Here is a 15249-nt window from a genome sequence, read left to right as displayed (position 1 = left end):
TTAATTAGTAAGTAGCCAATTAAAACGCCTAAATTATTTGCAAACTAAAAACGACTTCTTATTGAGAAGTCGTTTTTTGATGTGAGAAACTTTTTTGTTTCCTTAATAGTTATATTATTTGTGCTCGCAACTTGCAAGTCTTATTTGAAATTATTTGCGATAATTTTCTCAAGCTCATCTAGGCGCTGGGCAAAAGTGGCGAATGCGTCCTTTAAATAAGCATTCTTAGTCATGTCAACGCCAGCGCGCTTCATGATTTCTACAGGATAATCGCTTGAACCAGACTTGAGGTAACCAAGATAAGCTTCACGCTGCGCGTCTGTTCCGTGAACGACATTGTTGGCAAGGGCAGTTGCGGCTGCAAAACCAGTGGCGTATTGATAAACGTAGAAGTTGTAGTAAAAGTGCGGGATGCGTGCCCATTCCTTGGCAATATCGCCGCCGGGCTCAACACTGTCGCCATAATAGTGTTGGTTCAATTGGCCGTAAAATTCGTTAAGGCGGTCAGCAGTCAGCGGTTCCCCCTTGGCGTCTTGCTCATGGACATACTGCTCAAATTCCGCAAATTGTGTTTGTCTAAATAGTGTGCCCTTGAAGGAGTCAAGGTAGTAGTTAAGGACAAAGGCCCGTGTCTTAGGGTCAGTTACATGATCTAAAAAGTATTCTGTTAGAATGTTTTCGTTAGTTGTTGACGCGATTTCCGCAACGAAAATCGGGTAATCACCGTACACGTAAGGTTGAGTTTCTCTGGTATACATACTGTGAACCGAGTGGCCGGTTTCGTGAACCAGTGTGTAGAGTGAGTCAATATTGTCTTCCCAATTGAGCAGTTCGTAAGGGTCAGTATCGTAAGAGCCACCAGAATATGCTCCTGTGGCCTTGTTTTGTGATTCAACAACATCAATTACACTATTGTTAAAAATATAGTCAACATGCTTCAGGTAGTCAGCACCTAGTGGAGTCAAAGCCTTTTTGGCTTCTTCCTTAGCTTCATCAAAGGTGTATGCCATTGCCGGCTTACCAGTCAATGGCACGTACATGTCCCACATTTGTAAATCATCTAGGCCGAGGATCTTTTTACGTAAAGCAACGTAGCGGTGAAGCAAGTCAAGGTTGGAGTCAACTTCATTAATTAAAGTGTCGTAAACCACAGTTGGTACACCATTTTCGTGTAAGGCTGCGCTGCGTGCAGAGTCATAATTATGCACCTGCGCGTTGTAATTGTGCTCCTTAACAACGCCGGAAAGAGTTGAAGCCAACGAATTTTCGAATTGACCATAAGTTGCATACATTGAGTCAAAGGCATCTTGGCGCACGTCGCGATTTTGTGACTGAATTAATAGTGAATACAAGCCATCGGAGAGCTGCACCATCTCGCCATCATCATTTTGGACGTAGCCGTATTCCATGTCAGAATTAGTGAGGACATTGAAGGTATTCTCGGAAACGCTCATTGCGTCACCAGCGTCTGCCACTAATTTTTCTTCTTTGGCAGATAATGTATGTGGCCGCATTTGCGTAATCTGGTCAAGCCAGTGGTCGTAGTCTTTGAGTTGCGGCTCGTCTTGCTTAAATTGCGTTAATTCTGCTTCTGAAATACCTAAAATTGCGGGATTAATAAAGGATGTGACGGCATCAAATTGACTGGCTAATGATTGGACTTGCGCAACATACCCTAAATAGTGGGCGTTACTTGTATCAACGTCACTTGATAATGTCGCATAGGCGTAGAGTTTTTCCAGCTTACGACCAACTGCTAAAATCTTGGTTAGGCCATCATATAAATCATGTCCTGATTTGGCAAAATTCGCCTGTAAATTGCTTAAGGTTTGTATTTCTGTTTTAACTGTTGTATATTCGTGTTCCCAGTCAGTATCAGATTTAAATACGCGGGTTAAATCCCATTTGAGTTCTTCAGGAACGGCGGTTCTTTTTGGAATTGTCATTAAAAATTCTCCTTTTATGTATCTAATTAATGTTAATAATGATTGTGCGAAAACGCAAAAAATAAGATATTATTAATTATATTTGATAATATTTTAATTCAAGTTTAAAAGTGTTACAAATACATTTGGACAGTTATTGGAAGGGAATAGATAAAGGAATGAATCCAAACTCTAAACGAAGGGAAGATTATCGTCGTCGATCTTCTTTAAAACTTCATCGCAATCATGCCTTCGCGGCCCCGGCCGCTACTTTAAAAGGGAATGCCCTTATGCACATCGTCGGGATTATTGCGGTTTTGTGTGTGAGTTGCGGCTTGGCTTGGGCAGCGCACATGTATTTTAGCCTGCATAGTGCAATTGATGGCCCGGGCGGTAACACAGCGACGTCAGCTAGGATTGCTAATAAACAACCGATTTCGGTTTTAATTCTTGGTGTTGACCAGGGGATTGAAGGCCGGCATGATAAGGGAAATTCCGATACCTTAATCTTGGCAACGGCTAATCCTGATAAAAATAAGGCAACGATGACCTCGATTCCACGTGATACGTTGGTTAATATTTTGGGTGATCCCGGCGACAAGTACAACATGTTCCGTATCAATTCGGCCTACGGGATTGGCGGCAGCAATGCTTCGATGCAGACGGTTTCTGCTCTTGTCAATGTGCCAATTAATTATTATGTCGAAGTCAATATGAAGGCACTGAAGAATCTGGTTAATGCCGTTGGCGGTGTTGAAGTTAACGTGCCGTTTAAATTTTCGTATGATTGGTGTGACTTTCATAAAGGAAAGCAACATTTGAATGGCCGGCACGCAGTCGCTTATGTCAGAATGCGCCATGATGATCCCCGCGGCGACTATGGTCGCCAGATGCGGCAGCGTCAGGTAATAACGGCAGTGGTTCATAAGGCAATGTCAATCAATACCCTTACCAATTATCGCAAGTTGGTTAAAATCTTTACCAAATATGTGAAGACCAATTTGACTTTCAATGACATGCTTGCCTTGGCAATGAACTATCGCGGCTGCATGGATAATCTAAAGAGCGGCTATATCCAAGGCCACGATGCGTGGATTAATGGCTCCTCAATTCAAGTTGCCTCAACTGATACTTTGCAAAAGACATCGAATCAGCTACGAACGAATTTGGGTCTTGATACAGAAATTCTGGATAATGATGAAACGCGGCTTAATAAGTTGAATGAGCAGCGCAATAGCATTAATTGGAAGGACCCTAATGCCTTCACTAATTATCAGATTTATTCCTCTGTTGTTTCCAGTGATACCGATAATGGTAATGATGCGAATAATTCAACTGGTGCTAATTCGAATAACGACAATAATTCAAGTAATGGCAACAATAGTATTTTTGGCAATTAAGGCTTTTAGGAGGGCAAAATGCATAAGAACTCACTTTTTCCCGTTATTTATGGCATAGTTTCGGCATTAATTGCCTTTATTGCCGCCTTTTTTATCTGTTTGCGCAGCTTTGGTTGGACTCTTCCCAATGCAGTCTTAACCGCAGGCGGCTTCGCACTGGCCTTTTTCGTCTGGTCGTGGTTTCGCGGACATGCATCCGTTGAGATTAAGCGAATTACCAGAGAATATCACTTGTCTGACCAGGATTTAGCACGGATTACCGGCATGAAAGCCAGTGATTTCCCTATTTATCAGGACAAATTACAATTAATTTTGCCTAAACGTTACTGGCCGCAAGTCTTGCAGGCGCTGCAAAAGTATGAGAAGGAGCGTAAGCAGGCAGGATTATAATGTGAAAATCAGTAGATATTTTAAGAAGTGTTTAGTTTATGGACTAGACACTTCTTTATTTGGCACAAATAGTAATTTTATAGCCTAGATAATTTTGCGGGATTATTTGATATTATTTAATTAAAAATCCTATTGATTAAGGAAACAAAAAGATTAAAATTAAATTGTAATTAAATATTAGTATAGGAGGGTTTAGTATTGAATTATCAGGGAAAGAAAAAGTTGATAAAAACTTTTTTGAAAAATAACAAAAAAGTAACTCGTAATGTATTAGTAGGAACTGCAGCACTTGGCGGGATGCTTGGCGGCTTGGCATTGACTAACAACACTGTAGTTAATGCGGCTCCTAAGACTACGCAAACTGACGTCAAAAAGACCAAGACAGCTTCAAAGACTGCCAAGATGATTAAGAAGTCATATCTTTACAACAGCAAAGGTAAAAAGATTGGCAAGAAGTCTTTAAAGAAGAACAAAACTGTTAAAGTCTATGGTACTAAAGTAATTAAGGGCAAGACATATTACAATTTAGGTAATGGTAAATATGTTTTGGCAAGTAAAGTTAAGATTGCCAAGAAAGTTAAGGTAACTAAGACCACTGCAATATACAGTAGCAAGGGTAAGCGTATCGGCAAAAAGTCAGTTAAGAAGGGGAAAACTGTCAAAGTCTATGGTACTAAGACCATCAAAGGCAAGAAGTATTATTCTTTAGGTAACGGCAAGTACATACCAGCTAAAAATAGCTCAACGGTAAATACTACTCCAGCACCAGCTGGCAATAACACACCAAGTGGCAGTAATACACCAGCAGGTAGCAATGCTTCGGGCAGTACTCCAAGTAATAGTAATAAACCAAACAATGGTAACAACTCAGGCAGCACGGCCCCAAGTGACAGCAACAAGCCAAGCAACGGTAGCAACTCAGGCAGCACGGCCCCAAGTGACAACAATAAGCCAAGCAATGGTAACAACTCAGGCAGCACGGCTCCTAGTGACAACAACAAACCAGGTAGTGGCAGTAACTCCGGCAGTACAACGCCAGGCGACAACAACAAGCCAGGTAATGGCAACAACTCCGGTAGTACAACGCCAGGAGACAACAATAAACCAGGTAGTGGCAGTAACTCCAGCAGTACAACGCCAGACAACAGCGATAAACCAGGTAGTGGCAGTAACTCCGGTAATACGACGCCAGGAGACACCAATAAGCCAGGCAATGGTAGCAACTCCGGCAGTAATAAGCCAAGTGATGGCAATAAACCGGGTAATAGTAACAACTCCGGTAGTAATAAGCCGAGTGATAGCAACAAACCAAGTAATGGCACCACTACGCCTAATAAGCCAAATAATAGTCCAAAAGCTACAATTAAGTTACCTAATGGCTATACTAGAGATGAATTGCGTAAGGCGTATGAAGGACATCCAAGTGCTGCATTTATTAACGCATGTATAGCTGGTATGAATATTAATGATTTTGATAGTACAGATGTGATTGATGAAGTAGACGATGATACTACAATTGTCGATCCAACTAATTTAACTCCAGAACAAGCACAAGAGGTAATTTCTTATACTTTAAGATTAATTAATGAAGCACGGGCAGACTTAGGCTTAAAGCCATGGATTCAAAGTACAGGTGTGCAAAAGTTGGCTGAGGATATAGCTGCTCAATATAATGCTCATGGTACTTCAGTATTTGATGGTAAACATGATATTCCAGGAATCGTTGCTGCCTGTAAAGAAAATGGTTTAAATACCATAACAGATAATTGGATTGAAGATATGACTGGCTGGGGTTACGGGAGTAAGCAGATGTCATTGTCTGAACTCAAGAAGCATATTTATCAAGGCTTAACAATGATGCTTTTTGGTCGTGTTAATGCTGAAACTACTCCAAGTAATCTACAAAATTGCGAATGGCATCATGCTGGTGATTTACTTGGAACTATGGGATCAAGCTCATTTGATGATGAAGAATTTTACTTTGGTCTTAGTGTAACACGACTTGATAATACGAGTAGTGGAACAGAATATAGTATTCATTATGTTCATGTGTCATCTTATTTCATTAATGGAGCAGATAGTAAAGGTAATACCTTCAATCCAGGTAAAGATGCAGATGGCAAGCAGATTGTTATACCAAATATAGGCGATAGTGTTGCCAAAAAGTTTTCAATTGAAGATTTTAGACAAGAATTTTTAATGAAAATTAATGATAGCAGAGAAAAAGCTGGTTTTGCTCCAGTAACTGCGAATGAAAAGGTTGCTGAATCACACGATGAAATCGGAAATATTACAGGAGATTTTAAGGGTACTTCGAAATTAACTGCAGATGATTTCTTTTCAACTGATGCTGATTATTACATGGATCCTAATATAAAAGAGATATGGATTAATGCAAAAGTGCTAGAAGACGGTAGAATTAGCTGTGACGTTAGTGTGTCATTTAATAATCGATAAATTAAACTAAATCATTGTACTTTCGACCCAGGCAAAGATGCGGATGGTAAGCCGATTGTTTTACCCAGCGCAGATTAATTAGTCACATATAAAAAAGCAATATCTGATTTTGAATCAGGTATTGCTTTTTTGATTAAATTAAATTGTCTTCGACTAGGCATTCAGCGATTTCGACTGTGTTCCATGCCGCGCCTTTAAGCAAATTGTCGGAAACAACCCACATGTTGAAGGCACCGGGATTTTCTTCATCGGCACGCAGACGGCCAACAAAGGTTTCTCGTTTACCCGCTGCAGTTAGTGGTTGCGGGTAGAGCTGCTCTGCCGGATTATCTTGAACGACAACTCCTGGCATCTGTGCTAATTGCTGCCGTAAGTCGTTAGCAGTTGCATGTTGATCAGCGACTTCAATGTAAACCGACTCGCCATGGCCTAATTCGACGGGAACTCTAACGCAGGTTGCCGTGACCTTAATGTCAGGACTGTCCATGTCGTCCAGCAAAATCTTTTTAGTTTCATGAATCATCTTCCATTCTTCATGCGTGTAACCATTATCTTCAAAGACGTCAATCTGCGGCAGGAGGTTAAAGGCTAATGGATAATGGTGCGGCTCGCCTTTAACCGGTGTAATGTCGGCAGTCATTGGTTCATTATTCAGGCGCTGCTGTGCTTGGTGCAACATTTCGTTCCACGCCGCTTGACCTGCGCCAGAAACCGCTTGGTAGGTTGAGACGATAACCTGTTTCAGGCCGAAGGCATGATAGATTGGTGCCAAGGCGATTACCATTTGGATGGTTGAGCAGTTGGGGTTGGCAATAATTCCGTGGTGGTTTTTAAGTGCTGCACGATTAACTTCCGGGATTACTAGTGGAACATCGGGTTCCATGCGGAAGGCGCTGGTGTTGTCGACGCAAACGGCACCATTTTGAACGGCAATGGGGAGGAACTTTTGCGAGACACTCCCACCGGCGGAAGCCAAAACTAAATCAATATTTTTAAATGAATCCGAGGTGGTTTCTTCCACCGTTAAGGGTTCATTTTTAAATTTTAGGACTTTGCCAGCTGACCTTGCGGAAGCGAGCAACCGTAAATTTTTAACAGGAATATTTGACTCTGCCAACTGACTAATTAGGCGGCCACCGACAGCCCCAGTGGCGCCTAAAATTGCAACATTATATCCATTCATGATGATTACTTCCTTAATTATTTAAAAAATCAGCTATTCTGTTGAGTGCTTCGCGAATTTTTTCAGGACTAGCGGCATAAGAAAAACGCACATAACCAATCCCGCCATCACCAAAAGCACTACCAGGTATACAGCCAACGCGAGCACTGTGTGCTAATTCACGGGCAAACGTTAAGTCGTCAGTGCCGTATTTAGCGGGGATTTTAGCGAACAGGTAAAAGGCACCTTCTGGCGGAATAATTTCAAAGCCTAACTGACTTAACCCGGTACTGATTAAGTCTTTACGTTCAGCGTAAATTTTGTTAGCCTTTTGTGGATCGGCATCCCCGCGCACGGATAATGCCTCGCAGGCGGCAGCTTGTGTCATATTGGGAACGGCCGTTACCAATAATGCGTGCGTAGTCGTGAGCAATTTGATTACTTTTTGTGGGGCAGCGATATAGCCAACGCGATAGCCGGTCATGGCGTGGGACTTTGACAGACCACTGATAAGGATTGTTTGTTCAGGAAGGCAGCGCGCGATTGAATAATGCTTGGTTCCGTATATTAATTCGCTGTAAATTTCATCAGAAAGTACATAAAGCTGGTGCTGCTCAAGGATTGCGGCCAGCTTTTTTATCAAAGTCTCGGGATATTCACGGCCAGTTGGATTATTAGGATAATTCAAGATAATTCCTTTGGCGTGGGGATGCTCCTCTAGCGTTTTTTTTAATCTCTCTGGCTGCAATAAAAAATCATCTTGGGCCGTGTTAATGGTGACTGCCTTAACGCCAAACAGGTGCAGCAGCGAAAAGTAAAGGGCAAAGGTAGGCGTAGGAACAATGACTTCATCGCCAGCATTGAAAAGAGAAACAATCGTGGTCGCAATGGCTTCAGTTGCACCAACTGTGACAATAATTTCTGTTTCGGGGTCGTAGACTAAATTTTGTTTCCGTTTTAGGTATGCACTGATTGCCTGATCTAACTTGAGAGATCCCATTTGCCTGCCGTAGTGTGACTCGTTATTGTTGATACTGTTAATAGCAGCTTGTTTGACGTGCTCTGGCGTATTTAGGTCCGGTTCACCTATAGTTAATTTGATAATCCCAGGAATTCCGGAGATTTCTTGGTCAAACTTCCGAATGGCTGATGGCGTCGTGGTTAGTAACCGGCAATTGACAATTGGTTCTAAATTAGCAGCTAGTTCTGGCATAAAATACACTCCTTAGGTTTAAATTAAATTTTCAAGACCGACAATTAATTCGTCGAGCTGCATAACTTGCTTTAAAGCTAGTTCTACACCGGACATAAATGAGTTGCGGTCAAATGAGTCTTGTCTGATAGTTAAGGCTTCACCAGCACCACCAAACAAGACTTGTTCGTGGGCGACATAACCGGGTAAACGCACCGCGTGAATTGGCACGCCGTAATAGTCACCGCCACGTGCGGGATTGTCATTAAAGTTGGCAGCTACTTGAGAAGTGCGACTTTGCGCAATTTCCTGGGCAGTTTTAATTGCCGTACCTGATGGGGCATCTTTTTTGTCAGCGTGGTGCATTTCGATGATTTCCGCATTAGGGAAGTAAGCTGCCGCCATTTTAGCAAACTTCATTAATAAGACTGCTGAGAGACCAAAGTTGGGTGCAATAATGCCGCCAACTTTAAGTTGCTTAGCTAAAGCTTGCAATTCGGTAACTTGTTGATCGCTTAATCCCGAAGTTCCGATAACTGGCCGCATCTGGTGTTCAATTGCGAATTTGGTATTAGCATAAACAGTGCTAGGAGTAGTGAAATCAAGCCAGATGTCAATTATGTCAATTTGGCCAGTAATGTCTGTCAGGCTGGTAAACACCGCGGTATCTGAGTCTAAGTTATAGTCATTTGGATTTAGGCTATGCAAGTGCGGCGAAAGGACTGCTGCTAGCTTGTAGTTCGGCATTTTTTGCACTAACTTGACGGCTCTTTGCCCCATTGCCCCGTTAAACCCGGCGATTAAAACTCTAATCATGATCGGCTCCTAACTGTAAATTGATTGGCTGACTTAAGTCACCATTTGCGATTCCGAGAGCATGGGCGAGTTGCCTTTGCTCATCATCATTTAAATTAACGATGGGCAGGCGGCAGCCGCCGGTATGAAAGCCTTGGGCATTGAGCGCTGCCTTAACGCCAGATGGCGATGGAAACATGAATAGGGCAGCCATCTTAGGCGTTAACTTGCGTTGCCAAGCTCCAGCTTCGGCGATATTACCAGCATCCAGAGCCGCGTACATTTGACTCATTTGGTCACCATAGAGGTGAGAAGCAACGGAAATTATCCCTTGAGCACCAACTGTTTTGGCTGCTAAACTTTGCGCGTCTTCGCCACTGAAAACGAGAAAATCATGGGGTGCATGTTCAACCAAGTATTCCAGATCCTCAACAGTTGTACACTGCTTAACGCCGATAATTTGGGGATTTTTAGCCAATTCCAAAATCGTATCGTTGCTCATCGTGACGCCGGTGCGGCCGGGGATGTTATAAATAATGATTGGCAAACTCGAATGTGCCGCAACTGCGGTAAAGTGGGCAATCATTCCGCGTTGATTGGGCTTGTTGTAGTAAGGAACCACCACGAGTTGAGCTGCCAGCCCCGCAATTTGACTGACTTGCTTGCTCAATTCAATTGTTGCTTGCGTATTGTTTGACCCCGTGCCAGCGATAACCGGTACGCGACCCGCCGTAATCTCGACAAATTTTTGATAAAGTGCCAGTTTTTCTTCATTAGACAGGGTGGCGACTTCGCCAGTGGTGCCACCAACGACAAAGCCTTGACTGCCGTGAGCTATTAAGTGATTGACTAACTCTTCAAGGCCGTGATAATTGATTGTGCCATCATCGTTAAATGGCGTGACGATGGCTGTTAAAATTTCTGCGTTTTGTAATAACATTGCTAATCCTTTCTATATTAATTGTTCTGCATTCGTCTTTTTAAAAAGCCAATAACCGTTTCGACGCCCACTAAGATGGCCCCTTCGTCAGGGGTAAAGGTGGCGGAATGCAGCGAGCCGTGTTGACCAACACCTAACCAGAACATTGCACCCGGAATTTGATTGGTTAAATAACCGAAGTCTTCGCCAGTCATTGCAGGCTCTATTTCGGCAAAGTTGACTTGAGGTGATTGCTTAAGAAAAGTAATCAAGTCTGTAGTTAGTTGCGGGTCATTCACGACTGGGAAATAGCCGCCCTGATTGAAGCTAATCTTAATGTCGGCTCCATAACTTGTGGCCACGCCAGTAGCTACTTCGCGCAGGCGCTGCTTGATTAAAGTAATCATGTCCTGAGTTAACCCGCGAATTGTCCCCTCGATGTGCGCCGTGCCAGCGATGGCGTTGCGGACATTGCCTGCCGTCATTTTGCCTAAGGTAATGACGCCAGCTTTTAACGGATCAATACTACGTGAAATGATTGTTTGCACTTGCGTAATGAATTGCGCGGCGGCAACAATCATGTCGTTGGCATTTTGCGGGTAGGCGGCATGGCCATCTTGCCCGGTAAAATCGACGTCAACTTCGGTAGTTCCGGCAAATAATGTTCCTTGTCTAGTCCCGATTGTTCCTACCAGTAATTGCGGGGTATCGTGTAGTGCGTAAATTTCGTCTAAGGCGAATTGTCCGGTAAACAGGTGCTGGTCATACGCGATTTTAGCGCCACTTTCACTTTCTTCAGCCGGTTGAAAGAAGAAAACCAAATTATCTTGTGGCTGATGATTGGCAAAATAACTTAGAGCGCCAAGGGCAATGGTCATGTGCAAATCGTGGCCGCAAGCGTGCATGATGCCGGGATGCTGCGATTGGTAGGGCAGGTCGTTTTGTTCAGCAATAGGCAGACCGTCAATGTCGGCGCGGTAACCGATTGTTTTTTGGGCGTTTTTTCCTTTAACCAAAACCATGATTGCAGTTGGCAATTGCGGGAAAGTTTTAATTGTTAAAAATTGCTGCGGTAATTCACTAATTAGTTGCAGCAATAATTTTTGGGTTGCCGTTTCTTTAAGCGCCAATTCAGGAATTTGGTGTAATTGGCGTCTAATTTTAATTAAATCTTGTTCGTTAAATTGGGTCATGCAGTCACAGCTTTCGCAAGCTAGTTTCCAGACCGGTTTTACTCTTGGTCTGGTCGTCAACTTGCTTAATTACTTTGGCTGGGACACCAATAACGACGGTATTAGGGGCAACATCCTTAGTCACCACAGCCCCGGCGCCAATTACGGCCCCGGCGCCAATTTGGATGCCTTCAAGTATCGTGGCGTTAGCGCCAACTAGGACATTGTCGCCAATTCTGACGGGTTTGGCCGACGCTGGTTCAATTACGCCAGCTACCACTGCGTTAGCACCAACGTGGACATTTTGCCCAATAATTGCTCGGCCGCCAATCACCGTTCCCATATCAATCATCGTATTAGAGCCGATTTCCGCCCCGATATTAATCACTGCGCCCATCATAATCACGGCTTGCTTACCGATTTTGACGTGGTCGCGAATAATCGCGCCGGGTTCAATGCGGGCGTTAATCTTGGTGTAATCGAGTAACGGCACGGCGGAGTTACGAGAATCGTTTTCACGGTGATAGCGAGTAATTTGTGCCTTGTTTTTGTCTAAAAATGGCTCAATCTCGGTCCAGTCGCCAAACAGAATGCCAATTTTGTCGTCTAAAAAAGCCTGAATGCTTTCGGGGACAGCTAGATTAGCTAAATTTCCTTGGACGTAAACCTTAACCGGCGTCTTTTTGGGTGCGTTACTAATAAAATCAATAATTTCTTGTGCAGTTTGCTTCATTATTTTTCCTCATGTTACTTAAAGATAATTTAGGTCTAGGCTGGTTAAATCCGCAATTGACTCGCGTTTAACGACGAGTTTGGCGTTGCCGTTTTCCGCAAAGACGACGGCTGGTCGACCTACACGATTGTAGTTGGAAGCCATCGAGTAGCCGTAAGCTCCTGTTGCAAGGACTGCTAAAATATCGCCGGGTGCACTTTCAGGTAGCGGCTGATCTTTGACCAGAATGTCGCCGGACTCACAATAGCGCCCAGCAATTGTCACGGTTTCTGTTGGCGCCGCCTCTGGCTTAGCAGCTAAGACGGCCTGATATTCGGCTTGGTAAAGGGCGGGGCGAATGTTGTCGCCCATGCCACCGTCAACGCTAAGATAAGTACGAATACTAGGGATTGTTTTGCGCGCACCGATTGTATAGAGGCTGTAACCAGCTTCACCAACGATTGAGCGCCCCGGCTCTAGCCAAACTTCGGGCAGAGCCAAGTTAGTCTGGGCGATTTCTTTTTTCAGTGTTTGCATCATGTCGTGGACAAACTCTTGCGGGGCTAATGGGTGGTCGGCGTTGGTGTATTTGATGCCAAAACCGCCGCCAAAATTTAAAACCTGTGGCTGATAATGGAATTTTTCCTGCCAACTGGCTGCTAGCTGAACCATCTTCTGTACTAGAGCCGTAAAACCAGCAACTGCCATAATTTGGGAGCCAATGTGAGCGTGATAGCCGCGCAAATTGAGTTTAGGATTTTGTAACACCTGTTTTAGTGCCTGCTCTGCCTGACCAGACTGAACGTCAAAGCCAAATTTGCTGTCGACTTGACCGGTTTGAATGTAGCGGTGAGTATGCGCCGAAATGCCTGGCGCAATGCGCAACATGATGTTAACCGGCTGCTTATGCTTAGGCAGCAATTTGTTTAACAATTCTAATTCGTAAAAATTATCAACGATGATTGTGCCAACGTGATTGTCGAGGGCTAACTGCAGTTCCGCAAGGGACTTGTTGTTGCCGTGAAAGCTAACGTGTTCCATCGGGAATCCAGCCTGAACAGCAGTCATTAATTCGCCGGCCGAAACAATGTCCAAATGTCCGTTTTCTTGTGCGATAACTTGGTCAATTGCCCTGATGGCAAAGGCTTTGCTGGCATAACTGATGGCGTATTTGACGCCGGTTTTGTCAAAAGCTTTGTGAAATTGTCGTAATTGCTGCCTAATCATGCTGACATCGTAGACATAAAGTGGCGTACCGAAGTCTTTAGCGAGCTCAAGTGCATCGCAGTTGCCGATTGATAAGTGTCCTTGTGAGTTAACGTTAACCAAGTTGATTCCTCCCAAATTAGCTAACAAAAAAGGTTCTTTTGTTTGCGCTGAAACAAAAGAACCTGAATTAATATCTGGTATCAAATTGTCGGAAGCGCTCCGTAGATTTTCTACGACAGTCCATGATTTGTTCAATCATGGCCCAGCTATTAATTCTTGCTTGTGAATTAATGCTTCGGCAGTTTCCCCTTTCAATTAGCTTCATAGTTCTAGCAAAACTCAGATAATTTACTAATGGTCACTGCGACCTCTTCGATTGCTTAAATATTATATTATTTTTAGAAAGCTGTCAATAATTTTAATTAAAAAAGCAAACCAGTTTATAATTTTAAAAATATTTTTCTTGCAGATTAAAAAATAAATGCTAGAATTGCAACTAATCTTTCAAAAATTTACCAGTAGTTTTTATAAAAAAGGATTAGACCAAAAAATGAAAGTAGTTAAGTTTGGCGGCAGTTCATTAGCAGATGGCCCACATTTTGAGAAAATTATTAAGATTATTACCGCAGATCCAGAGCGCAAAATTATTGTGACTTCTGCGCCTGGTAAGCGAGATAAAAATGACTATAAAATAACAGATTTACTAATAGAATACGCAAATAGAACGCTGGCTCATCAAGACTTGTCTGCTATTCAGGAGCAAATTTGGCAACGTTATGCCGCAATCGGCAATTATTTTTCCGTACCAAGTGAAAAAATGACAAGGTTAAAGCAAATCTTGTTGGACTTACCAAAAAAAGAATACCAAATTGATGATTATTTATTAGCGACTTTTAAAGCACATGGTGAGATTCTAAATGCACACTTGTTAACGCAAATATTGCAAAAATTAAACTTAAATGCACATTTTGCTGGTAGTGGAGAATTAGGAATCGAAGTGACGGATAATCCTCAGGCAGCCATGATTTTACCAGACACCTATGACAAGTTAGCACAATATCATTTGCCAGCTGGCTACTTAATTGTGCCGGGCTTTTATGGCTTAACCAAACAAAAGCAAATTGCCACGTTTTCTCGTGGTGGCTCGGATATTACTGGTGCTGTTTTAGCTCGTGGCTTTCATGCGGATGTGTACGAAAACTTTACCGATGTTGACGCAATTTATGCGGCTAATCCGGCAATTGTTGCACATCCAAGGGCGATTAACAAAATGACTTATCGCGAAATGAGGGAATTATCATACGCGGGCTTTTCTGTTTTTCATGATGAAGCGATTTTGCCGGCAATTGCGGCTAATATTCCGATTAATGTCAAGAATACTAATCATCCTCGTCTTAAGGGAACAATGATTGTGCCAGCAAAGGACTTTCAACCAGCTAACGTAATTACGGGAGTGGCGACTGCAACACATTTTTCGGCACTTTACTTACACCGATATTTGTTAAACAAAGAGGTGGGTTTTACCCTGAAGCTGCTGCAAATTTTTTATAAATATCACATTTCATACGAACATATGCCGTCAGGGATTGATGACTTGACCGTGATTTTTGATAATCGCCAGTTTACTGCCGGCGTTCGCGAAAAGATGTGTCAGGAAATTCGGACGGAATTGCAACCGGATAGTCTGGAATGGATTGATGATTATGCCATTATCATGGTGGTTGGCGAAGGAATGCGAAATAAAGTTGGTGTGATGGCCAAAATTATTGAGCCGCTCGCAGCCCAAAATATTGGTGTTCACATGATTAACCAGGGGGCATCACGGATTTCGATTATGCTGGGAACTAAGCGTAAGGATGCTCCGGCAGCTGTTAGACAAATTTACAACAATTTTTTCATACAGAAAGCAAAATAAT

Annotated in this window: 12 protein-coding genes and 1 riboswitch; of the genes, 4 read left to right on the top strand and 8 right to left on the bottom strand. The window is 43.0% G+C overall.

Translation table 11 applies throughout. From position 1 onward, the window contains the following. Window positions 1-140 precede the first annotated feature (140 nt). Window positions 141-1946 carry an oligoendopeptidase F gene (pepF, locus tag PT287_RS01680; RefSeq protein WP_277132067.1) on the bottom strand — a complete coding sequence of 602 codons (1806 nt, stop codon included), beginning with the start codon at window positions 1944-1946 and terminating at the stop codon, window positions 141-143. Window positions 1947-2104: 158 nt separating this feature from the next. Between pepF and PT287_RS01675 the strand changes: the two genes are divergently transcribed. From PT287_RS01675 to PT287_RS01665, 3 genes are all read left to right on the top strand, one after another. Then, window positions 2105-3325, top strand: coding sequence for an LCP family protein (locus PT287_RS01675; protein WP_277132066.1), 1221 nt, complete (start codon window positions 2105-2107; stop codon window positions 3323-3325). Between the two features lie 18 nt (window positions 3326-3343). Next, window positions 3344-3715 (top strand): hypothetical protein, encoded by a 372-nt coding sequence (locus tag PT287_RS01670; RefSeq protein ID WP_277132065.1) that lies wholly within the window; start codon window positions 3344-3346, stop codon window positions 3713-3715. A gap of 198 nt (window positions 3716-3913) precedes the next feature. Then, a complete protein-coding gene (locus PT287_RS01665; protein WP_277132064.1) occupies window positions 3914-6172 on the top strand; it encodes an SEC10/PgrA surface exclusion domain-containing protein in 2259 nt (752 codons plus the stop codon). 133 nt (window positions 6173-6305) lie between these two features. Here PT287_RS01665 and PT287_RS01660 read toward each other — a convergent pair whose 3' ends face one another. The 7 genes from PT287_RS01660 to lysA are packed head-to-tail and all read right to left on the bottom strand — an operon-like array spanning window position 6306 to window position 13453. Then, entirely contained in the window at window positions 6306-7358 is a 1053-nt protein-coding gene (locus PT287_RS01660; protein ID WP_277132456.1) for an aspartate-semialdehyde dehydrogenase, read from the bottom strand. 10 nt (window positions 7359-7368) lie between these two features. Next, on the bottom strand, window positions 7369-8547 hold the full coding sequence (locus tag PT287_RS01655) for an aminotransferase class I/II-fold pyridoxal phosphate-dependent enzyme (protein ID WP_277132063.1): 1179 nt from the start codon (window positions 8545-8547) through the stop codon (window positions 7369-7371). An 18-nt stretch (window positions 8548-8565) separates the two neighbouring features. After that, the gene (dapB, locus tag PT287_RS01650; protein WP_277132062.1) at window positions 8566-9342 is read right to left on the bottom strand and encodes a 4-hydroxy-tetrahydrodipicolinate reductase; all 777 of its coding nucleotides are present in this window, start codon (window positions 9340-9342) and stop codon (window positions 8566-8568) included. Then, window positions 9335-10261, bottom strand: a complete 927-nt coding sequence (gene dapA, locus PT287_RS01645) for a 4-hydroxy-tetrahydrodipicolinate synthase (protein ID WP_277132061.1) — start codon at window positions 10259-10261, stop codon at window positions 9335-9337. The genes dapB and dapA overlap by 8 nt, the downstream gene beginning before the upstream one ends. Window positions 10262-10278: 17 nt before the next feature. Further along, window positions 10279-11433: an N-acetyldiaminopimelate deacetylase gene (locus tag PT287_RS01640; protein ID WP_277132060.1), complete on the bottom strand. Its 1155-nt coding sequence runs from the start codon at window positions 11431-11433 to the stop codon at window positions 10279-10281. Between the two features lie 4 nt (window positions 11434-11437). Next, the gene (gene dapD, locus PT287_RS01635) at window positions 11438-12148 is read right to left on the bottom strand and encodes a 2,3,4,5-tetrahydropyridine-2,6-dicarboxylate N-acetyltransferase (protein ID WP_277132455.1); all 711 of its coding nucleotides are present in this window, start codon (window positions 12146-12148) and stop codon (window positions 11438-11440) included. Window positions 12149-12163: 15 nt separating this feature from the next. Further along, window positions 12164-13453, bottom strand: coding sequence for a diaminopimelate decarboxylase (gene lysA, locus PT287_RS01630; RefSeq protein WP_277132059.1), 1290 nt, complete (start codon window positions 13451-13453; stop codon window positions 12164-12166). 84 nt (window positions 13454-13537) lie between these two features. After that, window positions 13538-13714: riboswitch (Lysine riboswitch) on the bottom strand. Between the two features lie 169 nt (window positions 13715-13883). On the opposite strand from lysA, the gene PT287_RS01625 reads away from it, so the two are divergent. Beyond that, window positions 13884-15248 carry an aspartate kinase gene (locus PT287_RS01625; protein WP_277132058.1) on the top strand — a complete coding sequence of 455 codons (1365 nt, stop codon included), beginning with the start codon at window positions 13884-13886 and terminating at the stop codon, window positions 15246-15248. Window position 15249 lies beyond the last annotated feature (1 nt).

It is taken from the genome of Lactobacillus sp. ESL0679 (assembly GCF_029433515.1).
Taxonomy (GTDB): domain Bacteria; phylum Bacillota; class Bacilli; order Lactobacillales; family Lactobacillaceae; genus Lactobacillus.
This window is presented reverse-complemented; position numbering and strand designations above follow the sequence as displayed.

Excerpts from the sequence above, each read along its gene's own strand:
- PT287_RS01640 (WP_277132060.1), bottom strand. The coding sequence starts at position 11,433 with ATGACCCAATTTAACGAACAAGATTTAATTAAAATTAGACGCCAATTA.
- PT287_RS01670 (WP_277132065.1), top strand. The coding sequence starts at position 3,344 with ATGCATAAGAACTCACTTTTTCCCGTTATTTATGGCATAGTTTCGGCA.
- PT287_RS01655 (WP_277132063.1), bottom strand. The coding sequence starts at position 8,547 with ATGCCAGAACTAGCTGCTAATTTAGAACCAATTGTCAATTGCCGGTTA.
- dapA (WP_277132061.1), bottom strand. The coding sequence starts at position 10,261 with ATGTTATTACAAAACGCAGAAATTTTAACAGCCATCGTCACGCCATTT.
- PT287_RS01675 (WP_277132066.1), top strand. The coding sequence starts at position 2,105 with ATGAATCCAAACTCTAAACGAAGGGAAGATTATCGTCGTCGATCTTCT.
- PT287_RS01625 (WP_277132058.1), top strand. The coding sequence starts at position 13,884 with ATGAAAGTAGTTAAGTTTGGCGGCAGTTCATTAGCAGATGGCCCACAT.
- dapB (WP_277132062.1), bottom strand. The coding sequence starts at position 9,342 with ATGATTAGAGTTTTAATCGCCGGGTTTAACGGGGCAATGGGGCAAAGA.
- pepF (WP_277132067.1), bottom strand. The coding sequence starts at position 1,946 with ATGACAATTCCAAAAAGAACCGCCGTTCCTGAAGAACTCAAATGGGAT.